This is a genomic window from Candidatus Magnetobacterium casense, from assembly GCF_019173545.1.
GTDB lineage: Bacteria > Nitrospirota > Thermodesulfovibrionia > Thermodesulfovibrionales > Magnetobacteriaceae > Magnetobacterium > Magnetobacterium cryptolimnobacter.
Map to the genome: position 1 here is coordinate 1 of NZ_JABXWD010000007.1, position 23132 is coordinate 23132.

Sequence of the window (23132 nt, forward strand, 5' to 3'; positions counted from 1 at the left end):
GATGGCAGCAGGACATGACGTTTAGCGCTACCGATTATAACACGGTTGCGTGGTCGTCTGGTACAATTACTCTTTTAGACGGAACCACATATTCTATCACCGGATCGAATACGGGAAATATGGCCGCTCTGACGTATATTTATCTTGATGTTAATGCGTCAACCACGTTATTGCAAACGACGACAACGGCGGGTAGTGCGATAGGGAGTGGTAAAATATTGATAGCAGTTGCGCAGAATAATAGTGACACCGGTTCGGACGCCACCTTTCAAGTATTTGGCGGCAAGGGGGGCGCTCTTTGGACAAAGGATAATATCGCTGCTAATACGATAACGGCGAATGAGATCGCGGCTAATACTATCACATCTGCAGAAATTTTTGCCGGGACGATCACGACGACGGAGCTTAATTTTACGCCCTATGTTATAGGTACTAATGATTTAGATGATATTTCTGACGGCACTTCTTACGGAAAAGTGGCGCTAACCAGTATCAGCGCCGGTAAGATAGTAGTAGCTGGCCTTGATTCCGGTGTCACCGCTCGTATGTTTTCGAATGGCACGGCCCAGGCGGCGATCGAAGGGTGGAGACACTCTTCCGATCTTACCTTGATTGATGGCGGGGATATATATACGGGTTCCGTAACAGCAAGCAAGATAACTGCTGCTTCTTTGTCAGCAATCGCTAGCCTTACCGGTAATATAAAAACTGCGGCCAGTGGGGCGCGAGTTGATATTTTCCCGGATTCCAGTACTGGCTTTAAGGTGGTGGATAATAGTGGTAATAACGTCTTCGAATGTCTTGTGGGAGGAACGGACGTCGGAGATGTCACCATCGGCAATTATGCAGGCGGACAGGGAATTAAGTATGATAAGTCGGCCGGCGCGATCCTTTATAAAAATTTAAAATGGTCAGAAATATCTGATGACGACGGGAATAAACCGGATAATAACGCTACTGACGGCGCCACTTTTGGTGATAATATTACCGGCGGTGGTAGCAGCAACAGTCAATGTGGTAACGATGGATTCGTCACCAGATATGAACAGACGATTTTCGGTGATGGATCAGACGGTGATGTCACTATTTCTTCCAATACCACCATGTCGTCAGACATGTATTATAATAACCTGACCGTTAACACTGGCGTTACCCTGACCACGGGTGGATATAGGTTATTTGTTAGGAATACTCTAACGCTTAATTTGGGCTCCATTGTTGGTTACCGCGGAAACGCCGGTACTGACGGTACGAACGGAACCGCCGGTTTCCCCGACGTTCCCCTGGGCAGCTCCGGCACTCCTGGCGCTGCCGGCAGTCCTGGGGCCGCATTGGCAGAAAATATTTTGGGTGGAGCCCCGGCTGGTGCCGCTAGCGGTATGGGCGGCGCAGGAGGTACGTCTGCTGGCGGTTCAGTCGGTATTGCCGGCACGTCTGGCACAAGCGTGGCAAAATCTTATTGCGGAAGCGGAACGGGTGGCTCTGCGGGTGGTTCTGGCGGAAATAGCAGAATAGGTTATAGCGGAGCGAGTGGCGGGGCAGCCGGCACCGGGGGCTCTACCTCGGGTACCGTTTATAATAAGCCGCATAATGTAGTTTTTGCCATTAGGTTGTATGATGATAATGGTTCTGACATTATCAGAAGCGCCGGTGGTACAGCCGGATCCGGCGGCGGCGGCGGCGGAGGAGGAGATAACGTTTACCCCAATGGTCGAGGTGGCGGAGGAGGAGGGGCTGGCGGTTGCGGGTCTGGCGGTGGGGTAGTCATGATATCTGCTAGAATTATTGTTAATAACGGAAGCATAAGTGCGCGTGGTGGATATGGCGGGGATGGTGGTAACGGTGGTAAGGGCGGGAACGGGGGTGCGGCATCGGGATATGATCGTGCTGGTGGTGGCGGTGGAGGCGGCGCTGGAGGAGCCGGTGGACGTGGCGGTTTATTAGTTTTAATATATACCAGTTATTCCGGCTCTGGCGTAAAAACAACAGCCGGTGGAGGCGGGGGAACGGGTGGCAATGGTGGAGCTAAGGGGGAGGGAACAACCGATGCTGATGATGGTTTCCCCGGCACTGCTGGAGCGGCTGGAAGCAATGGTAGCACTGGCCAGTTAATAGAATTAGAGGTATGAAATATTATTTTGATAAAAAAACGGGAGAAGTAAAAATGAGGTCAGAGGGTGAAATAGAGTGTAATGGAGAAAAATTTGATGTGCTGGACGTGGATGAAGACAAGAATGTAGGAGAAACGGGTGGGTATCGCTTATTTGTCAGGGAGGGGAGAGTGTTAAAAGAAAAACTTTTTCGTAAGACAAAAACAGATTTCAAAGAAGCGGTTGATAAGGTAGAAACCGTTGAGGAACTAAAAAACATTATTAAAGAAATGTTAGATTAATTTTATGGCTAAAGAAGAACAAAAAAAGGATGAAGTTAAAATGCGCCAAATCATCATTGAGACTGATGGCAGAAACGTCAAGATTATTAAGGCCGAAGTAGCAAGTGAAATAGAGTTTGTGGCGATTCTACAAGCGATTTTAACTAAGATTATTCAAAAATAATATGCCGCAAATAAGGAATAACGTAACGGGGTTTATCGCTAATGCGAGTGACGCGGATTGGAACGCTGGCGTTTATGACAAAAGCGTCTGGACATTAGTAAACCAACCGACGACTGCGCCCACGACTCCCGCTCCAGCTCCAACGTCACCCCAAACGCAAACTACAACAACCTCGCCTGCGCAGACGAGTGCTCCGTCATTCCCTAGCACTACCTCTAACCAACCCGCCGGACAACCCCTGAGCGTTCCTTCCAATTCTACTGATGTGTATTGGGTCGTATACAAGGATAAGGATGGTAATTACAATGTCAGACAAACCTCTCCTGATTACATAAATTATATAGGTGGTAATCCGGCTTTCGGATGGCAATATGTTGGGGCCTTCGCTAACAGCGAAGACGCAAACGCGTATATAAAAAATTATCTACAACCAGCTTCGGCTCCTTCCGCTCCTACGGCTTCGGCGGCCGAACCGCAGATCAAGTTTAAGGCCGGATTATCCGCCGCCCAGCAACAGAGCATCATCACCATGTTGAAAGACAGGAAGTCTAGGGGGGAGCCGCTGAACGAAACTGACGCCAAAAACTTCGCTTACGCCATTGGTGACGAGAATTATAAGCAATACGTAGGTATGAGCGCGGACGTGGTGACGTCGTGGAGTAGCGGTGCAGCGACAGGAACCCAGGGTCAAACGCAACCGGGGACGCAGAATCAGACGCAGCCGTCGACTGATCAGAAAATGGCGCCAGACCAAGTGACGCAAATATTCAGAAGCATGGGATATGAACCGTCCCAGGCGGATATTTCTTATTGGACGCAGCAACCAATGGCCGCGTCATCCACTCTCTACGAGACTCTTTATCAGAAAAAACAGGGAGCTACTACGCAAAATCAAAATGTAGAAACAGCGGGCGTTGGTCAAATTTTTATGCGGGGAACCCAGGCCCTGGTGAAGTTCTCTGATGATCCGGACGGCCCCGGCCCCGCCAACGCTACAACGGTATGGCTGGTTGACTCAACAACACAAACCATGAGGCCCTTCCTTTCGGAACAGGCTTTTAATAATTATTATGCCGGCGTAACTGACCTCGCAACGGAGACCACGAAAGGTACTATTGCCACCCTGCCAACTACAGTATTAACAAGCCCAGGCTCTACCTTCTATCAATATAAACTTTTACCCGACGCCCAGGGAATACAGAATAATGGCTCGGTGCCTGGTGATGGTAACGCTGCTTCCGAGGCTTCTATCTCAAAATTATATGGCCGCGCTTATAGCGAAGAGGCGCAAAAGGCGGCGTTTAATATACTGGACAACTGGTTGGGCGTACTTAAATCAACGCCCGGAGCGGGCCTTTCCTCTTCGCTGATAGATGGTATTTTAAATAATCCCACCAAGGTGGCCTTCTACGTAAACGCTCTTGCATATGGCGGATATGGAGTTAATGATGTTTATCGAGACCTAAAACGCCAATCTTTGGCAGATTCCGGACGCTCTGATATGTCCAGCATGGTTGTCATTCACGCCACACAAGACGCTCAAACATATTATAATTCAACGGCCGGTAAAGTCATAAGGACAAACCCCGATCTTAAACCACCCGCCTCCATAGGGGACATCAACACGTCCTTGCTCGATCTTTCGATCTACGATTTACCAACAGAAGCGTTCAAAACGCTTGTGCAGCCTCTCGATTGGACATCTGAAGCGGCCAAGGAAGAGGCTGCACAAATTAAATCTGCCTATCATGACGTGTTAATGAAGCAGTTGGAGGCCCAGACGGATCAGGAGAAGGCCATCGCTGACTACGAATACGAACTCTTCAAGAAAGAATTGAGTCGAACCTTCGGTATCGAACTCAGTAATAATGTACAGGCAGCCTGGAATCAAATTGAGGCTCTCACTAGCGGTTACACTTCCGCTGGCCTGGGGGATAGTGGTTTACAGACCGAGGCCATTGATAATGAATTGGCGGTGGTGCGAAGGAAGGATGAAGAATTAAGACAGTCGAAACTGACATCGGAAGAAGAGGCCAAGAGAAAGTATTATCTTACCAGCGCTACCCCCGAAGAAATCGCCCAGTTAAGCAACGAACAGTTGCAGGCCTGGGGGCTCAAGCCGAGCCAGGAGGTGATTAATTTTCTGAGTGTCGAGAACCTCATGAGCACGTATGATCTTAGCGAGAAGGAGGCCCAGGAATATCACGACTTAACGCTAGACAATAACGGAAACTATCGCAGCAATCTCTACAAGAATCTTTTTGCCAACAAATACGGCGTACAAAAGGCCAAGGAGAGTTATCAGCTTGATCAATTAATTCAAAAATATTTGAATAACGAAGAAAAGGCATATGCCGAACTGGTAAAAAGCGGCAGTTTAACCTCCGGCTATTTGGGCGATACCACTCCTGGCACCGGAACCAAGGCGACTACCCCATCTCCTGCGGTGCAACAGCCGGGGACGGTAGAAACCACCCCCCTTGGGCAGGCGGCTCAGGCGGCTAAAGGCGCCGGCGGATTATGGCAAAATGCCCAGGGCGTAATTATAAACCCCGCTAATTATGGATATATTACGGAAGAAGATTTAAGGGCACAGGGATTTAGTCCCGTAGGTACTACCACGGGGGCAACCACCATGCCGAGCGCCGCTACCACGCAACCTTCGGCCCCGAATCTTAGTAACTTTAATGCTTATGGTCTTGATTGGAAGCCTGGTCTAAGCGATGCCCAAAAACAGAGTATCATGAATCTCTTGGCTAATAAGGATATAAACCAGTGGAATGATACGGATTGGAAGAATTTTAACTACGCCGTTACCGGTATGAATGGCCAGCCGGTCAGCATCGGTCCCGGCGGGACTACCGCCACTTCCCTTGGCCAGGCTAGTCAGGCCGCGGCTGCCGCTGGTAATATTTCGCAAAGCATAGGCTCTAGTATACCGTTTAAACAGGGCTTAAGTACGGCGCAACAGCAAAGTATCTCCAACCTGGTGGCAAATAAGCCGCAGAATCAATGGACGACCACCGATTGGGCTAACTATAATTATGCCACGGGGCAGTCCCCAGCAAATCAAGCCGCGATTACTCCTGCGAGTGTTTCTACTACGCCCCTGGGGCAAGCTACCACAACTCAACAGGCCACCTCTGCCATGCAGAGCCTAACGAATCCCCAGTCTACAATGGGTCAAACATGGCAGAAGGGAAGTATCACGATTGATTTAAGTAAGGGACCGAATACACCATACGGATACTTCACCCCGGAAGACCTAAGGGCTCAAGGATTTACTCAAGTATAAAAATATGGCATTAACAAAAATCACGGAGAATAAAACTTATAATCCTAATCCACTTTTGTCTGGAGCCGTCCAGGGTCTTTATCAACTTGGCGCAACCTTACCCGCGCCCAGAAGTCCGAAGGTGATTCAACCGCAGTTCCCCAATCTAAGCAATCTTGCGCAATTCGGACAGATGGGAGCAATCCCGCAGATGTTACAGCAGCAACAACCCGTTCCTGCGCAGACAGCACCTCAACCTCCCGCAGGAGTGACTCGAATGCCTCAACAGGGGGCGACACCTACTGCCAATATGCAGATGGGCAGTAACCCCTTTCAACAAATCGGTAGTATCACCACCCCGTATGGTGGCTCTACCAGGTATGAGGGGTTTCATCCCGGACTTGATATCGCCAATAAAATTGGAACCAATGTTCCTGCCTTTTTCGGCGGAACGGTAACTGGGGTCCGGTCTGGCCAAATGCAGGGCTCTCCCAGCTTCGGTAATTACGTGACCATCAAGGATGCCAACGGGAACACGTGGAGATACAGTCATCTTCATGATTCATATGTAAAAGTGGGGCAGCTGATCCAGCCCGGTCAGGTCATAGGGGCTATGGGCAACACGGGCCAAACTTATAGTACAAGCGGAGGAACGGGCTCTCACCTTGATCTGAGAATTTACGACACCTATCAACGCTACATTAATCCTTACGAATATTATAAGAAATTATATGCTTAATATCCCCAGAGTTAACAAAGAACAGGCGAAGGCAAAAAGTTATGCCGTTTCGGCTGTGATGAAAAACCCAAAGCTTGGACAAATGATGAATACTGCATTTCATGCCAAGGTGGGCAGCACGAAAAGAACGGTGGCTAAGTCTGTATTGAAATCGCTTTGGAGAACTAATAGAAACCGGGCTCTAAGGGACGGCCGTGGCGGCGATGGCCAGGGAGGTTTTTGGGATTGGCTTGGCGCCGGCGTATCTACTAGCTCTCCTTCTTACAGTACGCCGATGTCGGTACCGTTAATGCAAGCCAATGCAATGACACAGCAGGTGCAAGGGGTTCCGTCGACCGTAAACATGCTTCCCGCTGCTCCGGCGGCGAGTAATCCTTTTAATAATACTACGTTTGGTTTCCCGGCGTCGCAAACGGGCACTCCGATGCCGACTTTTGGTCCGTATAATACCAACACTGCCAACACAACGCCGTCCGTTTTGTATCCCACCGCCCCCACTGGTACTCCCGCTCCCACTACCGCCCAGCCGACTGCCCCGACTCAGGCCGCTGCCCAAGCGGGTTTTGCTACACCGGTCGGTGCTAATATGGTGGGGAACATACCATTCCGTGCCGGATTAACCGATTCTCAGATGCAAAGCATCATTAATCTTATTAATAATAAACCCCAATCACAGTGGAATGATACGGACTGGACGAATTATTCATATGCTACCGGGGAAAGCAGGGAAAGCGCCACGAAATATCCATGGCAACCCCAACAGCAGCAACAGCAGCAGGCACCGGCGGAACCAGAGCTTGGTTATTATGATCGCTGGTTCCAGGGATTAAGTCCGGAAGAACAAAATCAGTGGAGATATTTATATCAAGCCGTAAAGAGCGGCATCGGCGCCCCGGCGTTTGCCTTTCAGGTTATGTCCGATGCGAATATATTGAAACAAATGTTTCCGAATGTGCCGGAGGATGCCCTTCCCAAGGGAGCTCTTTTAGCGCAGCAGCTTTATGATCTACAGGCGTCGAAGTACCAGGAGAATAATCTTGATCAACAGATGTCTAATATTAATGATCTGAAAAGGCGTGGCATGACGGTACAGACCGACCTCCAGAACTATGTTAGGGGGAGGGATGAATATGTGCGAAAATTGGACGAAATGATAACTAAGGCAAAGGATTCGATGTTCGGCATGGACATGGCCAATCCCTATGTCAAGGATAGCATGAATAAATATATGAATTATCTTTATACAATCAAAGGGCGACAGGAACAAAGATACGTTGACTATATTAACATGTCCATTAATGAACACAACGCAGATCTGCAGAACGCCCTTAATGTTTATAATACTTCCTACACGAAATATCAGGCAGAGCTTCAGTTCGAGAGCGCGATCACCCAGGAAAGATATCAGTATTTTAATGAAATGATCCAGGGGATGTATACGAATCTTCAGGCCATGGAACAAGCGGAAGCAAAAAAAACGGACGGTACTATTGAGGAGATGACGGCATACTATAAGATGCTTGAGGCCGCCGCTAATGCACAAATCGCGCAACAGAAAGCTACGGGCACACCTACGACCGCCGAACCGATGAGCACAACAGAATTGAATTATTATAAAGGACTAATGTCTTCGATGACCCCGAACGACGCCGGCCTTTATTCAATTCCCAACCTCGCAGATCTTATTGATCAGGCCTCCGCAGCTGGTTTCAAAAATACTACGGAGATCGTCTCCCAGTATAGTAATAGCCTGAACGCCCTAACACAACAATCATCCCAACTCGGCCAGCCATTAAAGATGTGGTATACGCTTGAAGATGTTTTGAATAACTTGAAGGACTCGCAGGAACAGGCAGGACAGGATACTTCAAGCGCGAAACAGCTGGCGACGAGCATCATAAACGGCCTAGCTGGCAGCATGAATGATTATCTCCTTGGTTCTGAATATAAAATAGCGGACGTAAGGACGGTCCTGCAGGACCTCACCGGGTCCGGTTGGTTAAGTGGAGATAATTATAAGGCTCAAGAACAGAAGGGGGAATTCATTGAGAAAAATCAGGACAAATTGAATACCGAATTACTTTCTTTCTTGTATGATGAGTATATGATTAATAAAAGCGCGGGATTCGGTAGAACACAAATTTTCAACCTCGATCAAAATGATATGGAGCTCTCCGCTGATATCCTGAACGATTACGAAGACTTCCTCAACGGCAGGAAAACAGCGATGGGCCTGGGTAATTACTAAAAAACATGGCCGAACAACAAACAGCGGGGGCGGTTCCTAATTTTATTCCGTCACCGACATTACGCAATCTTCTTCTGACGACCGGCAAAATGTCGCCCGCCTGGGCGCAGGCCATAGGAGCTCTGGAGGGTGCCGGGAAACCTATTCTTCCCGCCACTACTCGCTTTGCTCCCATTCCGCCTGAGAATACTTTTGAACCGGCGCAAACACAGTTTGGTGCGACTGGAGCTATTGCCCCCTCTTCACAAGCAAAATTAGCTGCTCTTCCGGCCTTTTTAGGCGGGGGCAGATACGTAATTGACCCCCAGAATCCTGGGAAGCTGATCAAATCTAGCCGTAATACCAATCCGGATCTTACGGCTTTTCTCCGTGGTGGTCTCCCCAGTCGTTTATACGAAGTAGATCACATCATGCCCCTTTGGGCGGGTGGAGATAATACTGCCCAGAACAAGACGGTTTTGACAAAGCCAGACCATGGCAGGAAGAGCAAGGTAGAGGCGGTAGTAAGACAGCTTTATTATAGCGGAAAAATGTCTTTACGTGAGGCCCAGAGCGAGCTTACCACCTGGCAAGACAAGGATATCAACGGCATTCAGTTGGATGAAGGCGGCGATCTGGTGGCTAAGGACAAAACAAAGGCGGCAGAAGAAAAATATAAGGAATGGAAATCTCCGCCGAAGGTTACGCTAAAGGGATGGTGGGAGGCCCTTAAGGCCGGTACCCCGGGAGTGGCTGGTGAATTCGCTCAAGCCACCGCCTCGGGTATCACCGGGGGGTGGATCCCGGGCGGACAATATACTTATCAGGACCCGGAAGAACAAAAGCAGGTAGAGATAGCTCGCAAGGTAGGCGTTGGCGTCGGCACAATCATGGGTTTCATAGGCCTTGGCGCTCTTGTGCGCGGTGTTGCCAGCGCTACCGGAGTATCCACTATGGTAAAGTCATCCAGCCTGGGGAAAAAACTCTTTAATCCAGAGGCCATGATGACCGTAAGGGGCATACAGATCCCCGGCCAAAGTCTTCTTAAGGCTGTGGAAGCCGCTGGTCTTTTTGGACTTCAGGATATATATGCCAAGCATGAGCAAGAAGATTTTTCTGGTAGGGTAGGATCATTCTTGTCTGCCGTTACTTTGGGCGGCGTGGTAGGAGGTGCCGGACAATCATTGAAAGGTTTCGCTGGCGTGGCGGGCGCTACGTATATGCTTTCCTTCATGGAGGGCGGAGACGTAGAGGACTCGATTTTAAGCTCTGCTATCATGGTCGGTTTGCATGGCCTTAATTTTCCCCAATACAAAAGAGCTGTGAATAATATAGAAAAGGCGGCGACGGAGAAGGCCATAGATTTCCGCACCAAATACCTTACGCCAGAGGGGTTACCCCCCGAGGGCATAGGTGCTTTTGTCAAACAAAAAACCGCAGAATGGACGCGGCCTAAATTTAGTACCGACCTTGAAATAAAGATGGGAGAAGAGAATAAGATAATCTTTGACAGAATATTCGACTCCTTCCAGGCGGGACGCATTGACGCGGCCAGGGTAGAGCAGGATATATATAGTACGGTACTTAGCGGTAGACATCTTTACAAACAAAACGAGAGCGTTTACAGCAGGTTACGGGACGATTTGTACGATATAATGGGAGTGGGGGAAAAATTAAAGGAACCGGCTAACAGCACCAAGATTTCATTGGAAAAATTTTCTGTCCCCAGAAATGCTATAGCCGTAGCCGAAAAATATCCCGACCTTGTCGCCCTGGAATCTCCCAGGATTACTGATCTTCCTGCGCTTAAACATGAGGCTCCCTCTGGGACTATTCAATTGACCGGCGTAGCCGATTTTATTGATCCCAAAACCACCCTGAATACTAGGGAGTTTATAAATGCTATCGGCGAAGGGCAGGTAAGGCGTGGTCCGGGGCTGGGTAAACCTCGCATCCTCCTGTTAAAATCTGATTTATCGTGGTTACTTGAGCGGGTTAATCAACGCATGGATGTTAATGCCGTTACAAGGGGGGAGGCAAAACCATATGGATCACCCCAAAAGAACGTTCAGGCCGTGGGGTACGTAGAGGGGAAGGGCTTGCTTAATCTAGGGTTTATTCCCCGTGAATGGAGGATAGAAGACGGTCCCAACAGCTTAAACAAGAATATCAGGCGCATGAATTTTAAAAAACAAGGCGACGAAAACCTTGGTATCCCCCCATTTGACGCCAAGACCATGAATAAAAACTCTATTTATGACGCCATGGTACGGAATAAGGTAGATTTCGTAGAGGCGGAGGTAGTAAAATATGGCCTGGCCGGAGAAGAAAGCGGCCAACCATACGTCATTATTGAAACGACTCCCCAACTTTGGCAAGAGGCCGTGGCGCAAGTCAAGGGAGAAGCGATAAAGATCGCCGAACCGCCAAGGGCCGCGGCAGAATATATCAGCAAAATAGAACTCCAAGGCCCTCAGCCTAGCTCCATAAAAGAAGTCGGACAAGCAAAGGTAGCCGAACTCACAAGCAAAATAGAAAGCTTTTTGGCGCAAGCCAAGGCGAGTGATAATCCCGCAATGTTAGAGTCGGATTTGAATAGGACAATCGGCAAGGTGGTGGACACGAAAGAGGCCAAGGATATCGTCGACGGCGTGAAACCGGTGCGGATAAATACGATTATCAATTGGTTCGATAAGGCGGCGAAGAACGGCAGCATTACGACCGAGGGCGCTGAATATTATAAGTTGCTGGAAAGTTTTTATCGTTCCCTGTCTACCGTAAACAAGGGTAAATTCGAGAGTGTCAGGTTAAGGGCGATAGAACCAGAACCCATAGTGACGGGAGAGATCCCGCAAAAGATAGGGCTTCAGGAAGCTGCCGCTCAACAATTCCCCCAGTTAATAAGAACGGGCGAGCAGGCCGGTAAAAGAACAATTGTTACGGGAAAGGGCAAGCAAGAAGTATTCGTCACCAGGGCCGGAGCAAAACTAGGAAAAGAAGTATTGTCAGACGGCTCGTATTGGCTTGAGCAGAATATAAAAAAGGCTGGTGGTAAATGGACGCCAGTGGCTCAGGCTGGGCATAAAGTAGAACACCTCATGTTACCCGACAATGGTGGCTATGCGGGAAAAATAAGGATTGACGGTGCGGTATACACCTACCCGGAAGCGGAAATGATTTACCTTGGGAAGAACGGATTGGTCGCTGCTAAGCAAGAGTACAAAAATTTGCTAACAAAACGCGCAGAGCAACCCTCGAAATTTACGGCTACGGATAGCAAGAAAATGGCAGAAGCAAAGAGAAAATATTTATCCTTGAGTGATCTTGCCGAACAGCAGAAGGGAAATGTCGGTTCCATGGCTCCCACTCCGGAATCAGTAAGATTGTCTGATATATCCAACCAGGCCATGAAGGAAACGCTCGCTCCAGAACCAGGCAGTCTCCCGGATAAATTTGATAAATTTTCCAAGATGATAAAGGGGGAGGGAGATAAGCGGAGGGCTCAAGATATAGCAGATGCGATAGAAAGGGATAACGCAATAAATGAAAATCCAGTAACGTGGGGTGATCAGGTTCTGGGAGAAATGTCCACCGAAGGAAACAAATTATATAACAAGGCTCCGCTAAGAATAAAAACGATGGTTGATAATATTCTTGTGGAGGGTGACGCGATACGTTCCGCCGGGAAAATAAAAAAGGGTTCCAAGGGCTTCGAGGCGATGCTTACCCGATGGGAGAATATCAGGCAAGGCACCACCGCCGGCAGTGATCGTTTTCAAGTACAAACACCCGAAACTAGGATCAGGATGGGAAAAACCAAGGAACAAAATCCTGTGAATTATGAGGGCGCGACAACTATCAATACACTCGACAGAATAATGTTAGAACAAGATGTTAAGGGTATTATCAAACAGTTCCCCGAACTCGATAATTACCGGGATGAAATAGCAGATTATCTTGTGCTTATCAGCCGGGGGCAGAGGGGCACGGAAAAGGCGCAGAACATAGAAAATGCAGTTAATGACATGCTTAAAAAGGAGGGGCTGGAAGACATGACCTTAGAAGAACTTTTAAAACAGGCTGATATTCTCTTGGGAGAAGTACCGACCACGCCCACTGCTTTTTCGCAGCGAGGTGCCCAACAACGTTTAGCACTCCCCGAGACCGGCATCTTGGATAAGTATTATAATCTGGGAAAGGTGGCCCGAGAGCCACAATTCAATACCATCGCTACTCAGCTTATGAATTCTGGTAACACAGCTACCGATCCGAAGGTAAAATTATTCTGGAAAACGGTGGTAGACGTGTTGAATAAAAAGTTCAAGGGTTGGTATCAGCCGAGCAAGAACGTGGATCAGCGAGCGTTAATGGCCAAGCAAACGTCTGAATATCAGGAGGGCAGTAAAATGGCCGGAAGAGAAAAGACGATCGACGCACGTACCTGGGAACTGGAGAAGGCGGTGAAGACGCAGCGATTCGCCGATTTGCCAGCGGAGATTCAGACAATCATTTATAATAAGCAGGCGCAGTATCCTGGAGTTAAAATCATTTCTTCTCCGGCAGACGTATCCTATAATCCGGCTACGCATTATAATATCTATCGAGACTTGTATAAATATACTCATGGCACAGAACCGGAGGCTTATTTCCCCGACATGGAACAAAAGGCCATAAGAGAACACGAAAAAAAGAACCTGCAAAGCATAGCGCAGGTTTCGGCAGAGGAAGTGTTTAGCCTGGGAACAGTGCCGGTGAAAACCGAACAACAAATAAACGAAACTATCATAAGCAGTGTCTTCCACAAGGTGCTGGGGCCGATGGAAGACATCGCCAAGCTGAACGATGTCGGAATTAAAGCCGTAGCGGAAGACTTCGCTCAACTACTCGGAAGGGTTATAAAATAGTTCGATTATAATCGACTCCTCCCTGATGTCGTGACGAATTGTACCGCAGTTAGGACAACAAAATTTGTCCCATTTTGCAGAGCTTGCCTTCGGATAGAAGGTGAGCTCTGCTTTGAATCCACAATTAGGACAGACGAAAAAGGGATACTTGGACGTCTTCCTTGTTTTGCGATAGTGTCTCTTGAAACATCGACGACAACAATAAAACTGTCGTGGAGTTTTCGGTATGAAGAAGTTTTTATTGTCGCACTGGGGATTCTTACAGCGGCGTATGACAATGGGCATGGGGCGTCATACCCCGACAACGAATCGATGGCTAAATGTTCCCCATATGGGAATATTCATTCATGATTCCCTTCTGGAGAGACTTAAGTGCATTTAAATATTGTTCTATATTTTTGAGGTCCGCTTCTAACTCCTCCTTCAGGGCCGCTTCTTCGCTAGCATCAGCCAAAATATTGGCCTTGTTAACTGCGATTCCCTTGCCGGATTCGTCAGTAGAGTTACTTATCTCCGCCGCCTTTATGGCATAGGCATTGATGGCATCGGCCAGCTGGGTGTTTTTTTCCGCGAAGAACTGCGCCATGCGGGCCACCATACGACCAACCTCTTCGCCGTCGGTGGTTCCCCGCTTGTAACTCTTCATGAAGATATCATATTCGATTTTATATGTTTTATCAGTTTTCATATTGATCGACTCAATGTCTGAGTGAAATTATTTGACTTAGATATGTGAAGAAATACAAAGTTACCTACATGTTCATATCGCCCCCCCGGCATAGAGAAGTGGCGTCCCACGTAAATCTGGTAACGGCCATAGTTTTTGTTCCAACAGAGGCGTCGGAATGTTCCTTTCGTCAATCTGATGGCTTTACTTTTTTGATCATAGAAAACATCAACCATTCCGAAGTCTTTCATCCCCTCGCTGGCTTTTTTGGAAATGTAAAGGATGCCGTCAGTGTAGCGTAAACCATCGAATCGAACGCTGTGATCGCTTTTAATACGAAATTCTTTCCACTTCATATGATTTGTGAGACACCCTCCTTCTTGACGACCGTGATCGTCTTCGGGAACATGTCTTTTATATTTTGAAGATGAGATATGCAAATCATCTGCGAGAACCTCTCCTGTAAGGCGGTCATGATTTCCGCGAATTTCTCCGTGCTCTCGTCGTCTAGTCCGATAAACAATTCATCGAGTACCCTGAACTTGGCCTTCTGTAACTCGGCCAAGGCCTCTGATATGGCGACGGTGATCTTTAGTTTCTCTCCGCCGGAGTAGTTGTCGTAGTCGCTCTCCTCGCCCAGCTCGTTGAAGATACTGATGAAGAGTCCCTCTACACTATTCCCGCTAGTGACAGCCACCTTCTGCGTTTCCAATCTAATCCTGAAGTCGGAAAGGCGAGAGAGGATCTCATTGATCTTATCCTCCAGACGAGGGAGAACGTAGTCGATGATGATGGCCTTCAAACCATTCGAACCGAAGGCGTCATGGAGGAGTTGAAGTGCGTCTCTCTGATCTATGATTTTCTTTAATTTCGCTTTGTCTTTCTTAATTTTAACACTAATTTCTTCGAAAGATTTAATTACTTCCTTCAACACGGCGATCTGTTCCTTGTTCGTGTCGTGGCGGGCTACGATTTGATTGTGTTCGAATTTCAAATCCCTCGCCCGGTCATGAAGCTCTTTACTATTTAATCCCTTCATCTTCTCGTCCATTTCTTTTTTGAGATGGGAAAGTTCATCCCCCTTTACCGCCATGGTCTCAGTATTCTTGGTGATTTGTTCGATCAAATGCTTCTTGCGTTCTTCATTGATAGTAATGAGGGTTTGTTTCTTTCTCTCTTCCATTTCCGCTTGAGTGATAACGACACTAAGTTCCTCAAATTTTGCGCGAGAGAATAGTGGTTCTTCTCCCAGTTCCTTATCCTTGTTTAGATAGACATCTAATTGTTCTTGATACTCTCGGCGCTGGACCATCAACTCTTCCAGTTGTTTGCTGTAGGCGGCTAGTTCATTTTGTTTTCTCTCCGTAAATATGGGACATGGTTTCTTTATCTCCGGGCACTCATCGATCTTCTCGCCCATCTTGGCGATGATTAGTCTGTTGAGCTCAGCGATACGTTCATCGTAATTAAGATAGGCTGGTTTGAGGTCCAGTAATCTCAACTTCTTACCCTTCCATTCGAAGTATTCTCTCTCCTTCTTTTGCTCCTCTTCGTATTCCTTCTTTTTCGTTTCCACAATACAAACTTGATCCGCTACGCTGGCGGGATCAAAGTTCTCGAGCTTGATATACTCATTATTATCGCGTTTAATATCCACCTCTAGCGCACCGACTTCGAGTTCCAGTTTTGATCTTTGCCCCTGAAGATACTTAAGATCAACCATTTTCATGTCATGCTCCTTAAGTTTCGCATCGTTCTCCGCCATGGCATCCTGTGACACTTTTAATTCTTTTTCGATGTCTGTCCTCTCTTTTTCCAGCCTGGTGATATCAAGTACGCGCTCTTTGTTATCTTCAATGAACTTGGCGTCAATACCAATGGTGGTTTCTATCCCCACCTTTTCCACAGACAGTTTTTTAAGTAGTTCAAAGGCTTTATTTCGATACTCATCGAAATACCCAGCGTTGGCTATCTCTAGCAATAAATTCTTTCTATCCACAGCTGCCTGTCTGACAAAGCTTTGAATATTATCCTGTGGATAGACTACGGAATTTATGAATAAAGTATAGGAAGAGCGCATGATATCACGCTCTATAAACGTTTGCGTTTCCTTAACTCCGGCAGTCTTGACCGGAGAATATCTTGTACTGCCACTGTCCCTGCTGTCTATACTGATGGTCTGGCGTCCGCCCTTCTGCGTAACGCTCCTGATGATACGATAGTCCGTGCCCCTGTCTCGTAACTCGAGGGTAACGGTGGCCTTCTTGGCGCCGCGGTGCACCAAGTAACGGTTATCGCTGCGCCCATGACCATAAAGACACCAAACCAAGCCCTCTACGATGGAGGATTTGCCGCTTCCTGACTTGCCGTCGATTAACACTTGTTCACTTTTATCGAACTTAAGTTCAGTGCTCTTATGCGACAGGAAGTTGTCGAGTTTTATCGAAAGAATAATCATATAATAAATAAAAATACAACGCCGAAACAAACGGTGATCAACACACACAGAGCTAGGGCTATGATATATTCAGGGTCTTGCATGTGGACAAATTAAAAAGTGGCTGACGAACTGGTTTTTGCCATCCGGGTTGACGAGGAACTTCCTCCCGCGAATCATGTCGATGAAAAAAACCTCTTGCCCGCACCGGGGACAGCGACCCCTGTATAACTTATCCCCCCTTTGATCTATAACCACTATTCCCCCTTTAGTTATTATTTTTGTCTTCGGCATCGGCTTGGTTGAGCCTAATCTGTTCGAGGTACGTCTCGACGTCTTCTGGTCCGAAGATGACCTCGGGATTGGCGATCCAATTTTCGATCAATTTCTTTTGCTCTTTATCCTTAAAATTGATTTTTTTGATTCCCTGTCGAACCCGCTCTTTCGCCAAATCAATATCTTCCTTTCTTAAGGCCCATCCGATGGCCGGAGGGGTTTGTACGCTAGCGACATACACCTCTTTGTCGCAATGCGGACAATTAACGACAGAAATGTATTTAACGTTTTTTGGGATTTCCATACTGTTTACGTAAATTGTCGATTATGCCCTTCCGGCATAAATCGAGTTTTTCGTTATTATTTAAAATTGCATCTCCGATGCGAGCCAGCACATATGCGTCGCAAAGGTTATTATCGTCAAAAGCGATGTTATAGCGCCGGTACGTCTCCAGGAGCATAAGCTCTTTTTTGCAGTTTCCCTTCCCGGTAACGAATTTCTTCAATTGCATCGGAGTGACTATAACGAAAGGGATGTTCAAGAGGTAAAAGTGTTCCCGAATCAGATAATTTAGCCCCGCTAATTGAACCAGCGATGTCGTGCGACTTGCCCCCATGGCGAGCCCCTCTAAAATGACGATAGAAACATCATCGAATATGATTTGATCCCTAATTTGTCGTAAACGCTCCAATTCTTCCCTAATTGAAGACGTGGTCTTGGTTTTAATAAGCTGTTGCCCAAGAATTTCGCCCTTTTTGACGCGCACACACCCAGTAGCGACCAAAGAGGGATCGATCCCAAGAGATACCATACGTTATTTCCTTTTTTTGTGTTTGATAACGATAATGTTTTCATCTTCCAATTTACATAGAATAGCCGCCAGCATGGCGATCATGGTCCCTATGGTTATATTCTCTCCCATGCGCTTGGCATATTGCATTGTAGCCAGCATTCCTCCCGCAGAAGAGAATAAATGTCGCGAAATCTCTTCGTGTGACAACAGCTTGTCTACATTATGCATCGCCTTGCGTACATGGTCGGGTCTTTTACCACCCTTAAGCGATTCGACGCTTTTATCCATGCTTTTTTTCATATCCGAACATTCTTCATGATTTTCACATTTTTCGCAGCTTTCCTTATTATCACAAAAATCAAGAATTTTATTCGATTTCTTGGGCGAACCCATGATGTTGTTGTTCATATGTTCTTAATCTTTTATAAGCTCCCACGCGGAGAGCAATTTCTTTGGGTCGACCTTTTTGGCCTTGGCATAGACACCAAGGAGATCCTCAACTTGGAATTGGAGCATTCCTTCGTCGAAGTGCGCTTTTTTACGCTCACGAGGGTACTGCTCCAAGAGAATGTAGGCGTCTGTGTGTTCGCGTAAATATTTTTTGATATCTTCTACTTTATCTTTCAATTTAGGATCAGTGAGCGTTACTTTAACAATGGCATGTTTCGGAAAGGACGGACCATTCATCATGTCGTCGACACTCATGATATTTTCGGCTTTCATGATCGGTCGACCGGGCAGATCGATTCCCCGATATTTCAAATCTTTCGGATCGATCTTCCATATCTTTTTGCCCACTTCACCAATTTCGTCGTTGAAAATAGACCCGGTGATAATGGTATTGCCATGAATACCGGGCGTATGAATGTGCCCGGCTACCACCAGCTTGAACATCTTCTCCATCTGTTTCTTGGGGAGGATAATATCATTGAAAAGGTTGGTTTGGATGCCGTTGTCGGTAACGATATCGGAAACGCTGTAGTGGGTGAAAAGGATGTCTCCGTCCTTGATTCGACGAAGAGCTTTCGTTATCTTCGCCAAGGCCTCTTCGTTCGTGGTGCTGTCCAGTTCCGTCCGGGGCATATATGGCAGGAGGGCTACCCTTGCGTTACCCATTTTCGCGAAGAACGGGGGGCCATCCGTAATAACTTCCCAGTTCGGGTTATTGATTTCCTTCAAAAAGTCGATGGCGCTGCTGCCATCACCTTTCTTCTCGTGGTTCCCGGCCAGGACGTAAACCTTCTTGCCGTTAAAGCACTCCAGGAAGGCCACGAAGTCCTTGATGACGCTGGAGAGGTTATTCCTGGCGTTCAGTTGATCGCCCATCATGACGATGGTATCGCAATCAGAAAGTTCCTTGACGATGAAGTCAAGAATTCCTTGTTTTTCTCCCCTGCGCCGATCTTCGATGTAGTCGGCGTAGCCGAGAGATTCTTTGAAATGCAAATCTCCGATTACTCCTATCATAGAGCCTAGGGACGGGCTCGAACCGCCGACGAAGAGTTCACAAAACTCCCGTTCTGCCTACTGAACTACCTAGGCATGAGACGCGCCCGCCCACATCAGTAGACGGGCGCGTCAGTCCCAAATCGTGATATTGTAAACCGGTAAAACCGGTAACAATTTATTATCTACCCTGTACGCCGCCCGAATCGAAGGGGATCGGACCGTACATGTTATTCGGTACATACTGACCATTCCATTTCTCTACCCGTTGCAATTCGATGTTCAGTTCCATTTTCTTAAGTTCGATTTCCCAGTTTTTGGCGACGGATTCGTTATATTTCCGGATACCTTCACCCTCGAGCGCCTTAGCTTCAGCTTCTAGTTTAGCTTTTTCTTTCTGTCCTTCGGCCTGTGTAATCATCGCTTGTTTCTGACCCTCGGCCGTAGTAATGGCGATTTTCTTTTGCGCCTCAGCCTGGACGACGCCTTTCTGCGCTTCCTGTTCAGCCATCAATTTTTCCTGCTCTTTCTGTTTAACCTGTTGAGCCCTGCTCATTGTTTCTGCTATCTGTGCGTCGAATGCATCTGACCAATCATAGTTTACGATGTTTACATCAATTACGGTAATCGGATATTCTTCCATCCTGACGATAAGGTCTTCCTTTACCTTGCCTTTAATCTCGTCCTGGGAAACGGAAAGTGCGAAAATATTATACTTACCGATGACGGCCTTAAAGCTTTCTCTCAGGTTGGTCATCATGATGCTTCTGATCTTTTCTTCTCCGTAATTTTTCCACATGCCCACGACCCCCTCTTTATTATACCGATAAAAGACAATCGTATCCGCACCGATTGTTTGGTTGTCGGTTGATATTGCTCCGTCGGGTCCAACTGCTACTCGATAATCCAACTGGAGAGGAAGCAGGGTTACGGTCTTTATCTCCTGGGCTATCGGCCAGCGGAAACGAAGACCCTGCGTTAAATACTGTTCCTGAAGTGCTCCCCAAGTGAATTTAAGGCCCACTTCAGTGCTCTCTACCTGTTTAAAGGGCATGAGAGCCACGACCAGGATGATCCCTACGATCAATCCGAGTCCGATCAGCACTAACTTTGCGGTTAGACGCTGACCTGGAGTTAGAGTTTCCATTGACATGTGCATTTTTATCCATCGACATGATCAACTTAGCCAAGTAGAACCATGCCGTTAGGATAGTTAAGGCTATTAATAATTTGATTAGGATGCTCATATTTCTTGAAGTTTTTGCAGAATGGCGTCAGTATTAATGGGAAGAAAGGCCAAGCCGGTCGCTTCCGCGATTTTTTTCTTGGCATCTTCCGCGTCTGTAGCGCCAAGCTTCTGCTTAGCTATATCGAAGATTTGTTTTACTTTTTCATCCACTCCCGGCATGGTAGGAACATTGATCTTCGTTACTTCCGGCGCAGCCTTGGTCTCAGCGACAGGATTGTCCGGAAATAATTCCTCTGGTGTTGATGGCCTCGAGGGGAGATCATCGTCCGGCGTTTCGGTAGCTGCAACCGAGGGGGTGCGTCGTTTCATTCCATGTTCAGCCAGCCACTGGTCGTTCCACTTATCTTCGTTCCAGTAAACTTCGAAGATTTTAGCTGGATTTCCCATTTTCGTGGGGCGCAACTCTACAAGTTCAACCCCCACCAGCATCCCCGGCGCGAGTCTTTGAAGTTCCTTGTCGAGCGGCCTATTTCCGCCATTTCCGCCATTAATTAGCCAATTTACGCCCTGAAAGTCCATGATTTCGTAATTGAAACAATTTCCCCGGAATCTATCACCCTCAACCGCGTGGGGCCCGATATAGGTTCCCTGAATTTTGTCCCCAACCTCCCTCATGGTGAAGAACGAACAAGTAGCCCCCGTCTTGGCGTACTTCTTTTGGAACATGTTTTCCATAGAATTATAATTTAATTATTAATAATTTCATTATAGCAAATTATAAGAAGCTTATCAAGTGAATTATTCAAGTCAGAATCTAAGGTTACGCCCGACGAAATGGTCCCAAATCGCGTTACAACAAAGGAAAATCAGGAATATTCCCATCGCTTTCCACACCCCCCAAATTAAGGCGACGGAAAGCAGAAGGAGACAACCGTTGGTTGCCAGGATGAGATTAAGCGTTTTTTTCATACCTTTTTTCCATTAATGAGGTAAGATCGGCTATGATCGTATGTCGCTCCTGTTCAGTCGCCTGTCCCTCGACTATTTTGTCGAATATTTTTTGTTTCTTGGCCAATAGGTCTCTCATATAATGATCAATCGTATCCCGGGCATAAAGCTGGTAGATCGTGACCGACTCGGCTTTTTGACCGATGCGGTGAGCCCTATCGGCAGCCTGTGCATGATCAGCCGGTACCCATGAGTAATCCAGGAAAACGACGCTTGAGGCGGCGGTTAAAGTTATGCCGATACCAGCGCTTTTTGTGCCCCCAAGAAAAATTTTGATCTTTGGATTTTTCTGGAAAGCATCGATGATTTTGGGTCGTTCTTCTATCGGGGTTTTGCCCGTGAGCAGCACGGCCTGGTCACCGAAACATTCCTTAAGATAGTCCAACGGCTCGTTGTAAACGGAGAAGACGATAACCTTCTCCCCCCCATCAATGATATTATTTATTAATTCGACTGCGTATTCGACCTTTCCCGCACTAGTTATAAGACGCAATGCGTTTAATTTAACCAAAACTTCGGCCTGAAGGACTTTGGCTATTTCCGGATCTCTCTTCTTCTTTTTGTCCCGTAAATATTCCACGAAATCATTCTGCGCCATGTCATATTCTTCCCGACTTTTTTCCGATAATTCTACGGGTAAGTCGATAAATCTTTTCGGAGGCAAGTCCGGCAACACGTCCTCTTTGCACCGGCGCAGGAAATAGTGCTTGATGCGTTCCCTCAGCTCATCCACGCGAGACGCTCCCCTGGCGTCGTATCCAAATCGTCCGAAATGACCGGCGCAATACCTGGTGGTAAATTCAAACCAGTTATGCCACGTGAAACCATCCATTAAATTCAGGCCGTTGAAGAGTTCGATCGGGCGGGAAAGCAAGGGTGTGCCGGAGAGGAGAAGCAGCCTGGGGATGGGCTGGGCTATGGCTTTTGTCAGCTTTGTCCTGATAGCGCTGCTATTTTTAATATAATGGAATTCATCGCAGATCAGACAATCCCAGCGTAATCTCCGGAGACAGGAGAATTTCTTAAGGATATCATAATTGATGATAAAGACCTGGGCCGTAGAGGCCGAAATGTCTGAATCATCCATATCGCTGGTGATGACAAGGGGAGTGAGTTTCGTCCACTTTTTCACTTCATTTTCCCAACTATATTTTACGCTGGCCGGGCAAATAACGAGGATTTGATTCAATTTTTCGTAGACACAGTAAGCCAAGGCCATGGCGGTTTTGCCGAGGCCCATGGTGTCGGCTAAAATTGCCCTACCCCGATTATTCACGAAGAATTCCACACCAACCTTCTGATAGGGATAAAGGTCCATTTTCAGGCCGGGAATTTTGATATTAGAATCAGGACTATTTTTGAGTTGCTCCGCCCTGTCCCTCATTCGTTCTTCCAATATTTTTTCTCCCCTCGCCTTGGCGAGAGCGATAGTTGAATTTTCGTCCATGATGATTTCGGGAAACCGGTCTTTCAGGCGAACGCCTATGATCGCGTTATTGAAACCCCAGCATTTTTTGTCGGCGATGAATCCCATTTGACGGTTGCCATATGTTTTTTTCAACTCACGACAGTATTCGAGGGTTTCGGGGCTGTATGTGAAATAGAACGCAAAATCA

At 47.2% G+C, this 23132-nt stretch carries 16 protein-coding genes and 1 tRNA gene; 7 read left to right on the forward strand and 10 right to left on the reverse strand.

Annotation, left to right across the window (positions count from 1 at the left end):
* The first annotated feature begins 476 nt into the window (after nucleotides 1–476).
* The 7 genes from HWQ67_RS00785 to HWQ67_RS00815 all read left to right on the forward strand — a co-directional run bounded on the left by HWQ67_RS00785 (nucleotide 477) and on the right by HWQ67_RS00815 (nucleotide 13699).
* Nucleotides 477–2129, forward strand: coding sequence for a hypothetical protein (locus HWQ67_RS00785; RefSeq protein ID WP_218250746.1), 1653 nt, complete (start codon nucleotides 477–479; stop codon nucleotides 2127–2129).
* Entirely contained in the window at nucleotides 2126–2392 is a 267-nt protein-coding gene (locus HWQ67_RS00790) for a hypothetical protein (RefSeq protein WP_218250731.1), read from the forward strand. The genes HWQ67_RS00785 and HWQ67_RS00790 overlap by 4 nt, the downstream gene beginning before the upstream one ends.
* A 4-nt stretch (nucleotides 2393–2396) precedes the next feature.
* The gene (locus tag HWQ67_RS00795; RefSeq protein WP_218250732.1) at nucleotides 2397–2555 is read left to right on the forward strand and encodes a hypothetical protein; all 159 of its coding nucleotides are present in this window, start codon (nucleotides 2397–2399) and stop codon (nucleotides 2553–2555) included.
* Between the two features lie 265 nt (nucleotides 2556–2820).
* Complete coding sequence (locus HWQ67_RS00800; RefSeq protein ID WP_218250733.1) at nucleotides 2821–5850, forward strand: hypothetical protein; 3030 nt, start codon at nucleotides 2821–2823, stop codon at nucleotides 5848–5850.
* 4 nt (nucleotides 5851–5854) lie between these two features.
* On the forward strand, nucleotides 5855–6568 hold the full coding sequence (locus HWQ67_RS00805; RefSeq protein WP_218250734.1) for a M23 family metallopeptidase: 714 nt from the start codon (nucleotides 5855–5857) through the stop codon (nucleotides 6566–6568).
* Nucleotides 6561–8816: a hypothetical protein gene (locus HWQ67_RS00810; RefSeq protein ID WP_218250735.1), complete on the forward strand. Its 2256-nt coding sequence runs from the start codon at nucleotides 6561–6563 to the stop codon at nucleotides 8814–8816. Before HWQ67_RS00805 ends, HWQ67_RS00810 begins: the two co-directional genes overlap by 8 nt.
* Nucleotides 8817–8821: 5 nt before the next feature.
* Nucleotides 8822–13699, forward strand: a complete 4878-nt coding sequence (locus HWQ67_RS00815) for a hypothetical protein (protein WP_218250736.1) — start codon at nucleotides 8822–8824, stop codon at nucleotides 13697–13699.
* A gap of 316 nt (nucleotides 13700–14015) precedes the next feature.
* Here the strand turns inward: HWQ67_RS00815 and HWQ67_RS00820 are convergent, their stop codons facing one another.
* From HWQ67_RS00820 to HWQ67_RS00865, 10 genes are all read right to left on the reverse strand, one after another.
* Nucleotides 14016–14387: a hypothetical protein gene (locus tag HWQ67_RS00820; RefSeq protein ID WP_218250737.1), complete on the reverse strand. Its 372-nt coding sequence runs from the start codon at nucleotides 14385–14387 to the stop codon at nucleotides 14016–14018.
* Between the two features lie 331 nt (nucleotides 14388–14718).
* The gene (locus tag HWQ67_RS00825) at nucleotides 14719–16824 is read right to left on the reverse strand and encodes an AAA family ATPase (protein ID WP_218250738.1); all 2106 of its coding nucleotides are present in this window, start codon (nucleotides 16822–16824) and stop codon (nucleotides 14719–14721) included.
* 247 nt (nucleotides 16825–17071) lie between these two features.
* Nucleotides 17072–17254 carry a hypothetical protein gene (locus HWQ67_RS00830; RefSeq protein ID WP_218250739.1) on the reverse strand — a complete coding sequence of 61 codons (183 nt, stop codon included), beginning with the start codon at nucleotides 17252–17254 and terminating at the stop codon, nucleotides 17072–17074.
* A gap of 106 nt (nucleotides 17255–17360) precedes the next feature.
* Nucleotides 17361–17891: a hypothetical protein gene (locus tag HWQ67_RS00835; protein ID WP_218250740.1), complete on the reverse strand. Its 531-nt coding sequence runs from the start codon at nucleotides 17889–17891 to the stop codon at nucleotides 17361–17363.
* Between the two features lie 3 nt (nucleotides 17892–17894).
* On the reverse strand, nucleotides 17895–18281 hold the full coding sequence (locus tag HWQ67_RS00840) for a hypothetical protein (RefSeq protein WP_218250741.1): 387 nt from the start codon (nucleotides 18279–18281) through the stop codon (nucleotides 17895–17897).
* A gap of 6 nt (nucleotides 18282–18287) precedes the next feature.
* A complete protein-coding gene (locus HWQ67_RS00845) occupies nucleotides 18288–19340 on the reverse strand; it encodes a metallophosphoesterase family protein (protein ID WP_218250742.1) in 1053 nt (350 codons plus the stop codon).
* A 2-nt stretch (nucleotides 19341–19342) separates the two neighbouring features.
* Nucleotides 19343–19415 (reverse strand) — tRNA-Thr (locus HWQ67_RS00850).
* Nucleotides 19416–19500: 85 nt separating this feature from the next.
* A complete protein-coding gene (locus tag HWQ67_RS00855; protein ID WP_218250743.1) occupies nucleotides 19501–20472 on the reverse strand; it encodes an SPFH domain-containing protein in 972 nt (323 codons plus the stop codon).
* Nucleotides 20473–20562: 90 nt separating this feature from the next.
* Nucleotides 20563–21243 (reverse strand): hypothetical protein, encoded by a 681-nt coding sequence (locus HWQ67_RS00860; protein ID WP_218250744.1) that lies wholly within the window; start codon nucleotides 21241–21243, stop codon nucleotides 20563–20565.
* 217 nt (nucleotides 21244–21460) lie between these two features.
* Nucleotides 21461–23132 (reverse strand): DEAD/DEAH box helicase (locus HWQ67_RS00865; RefSeq protein WP_218250745.1); only part of this gene is annotated, 1672 nt, incomplete at its 5' end.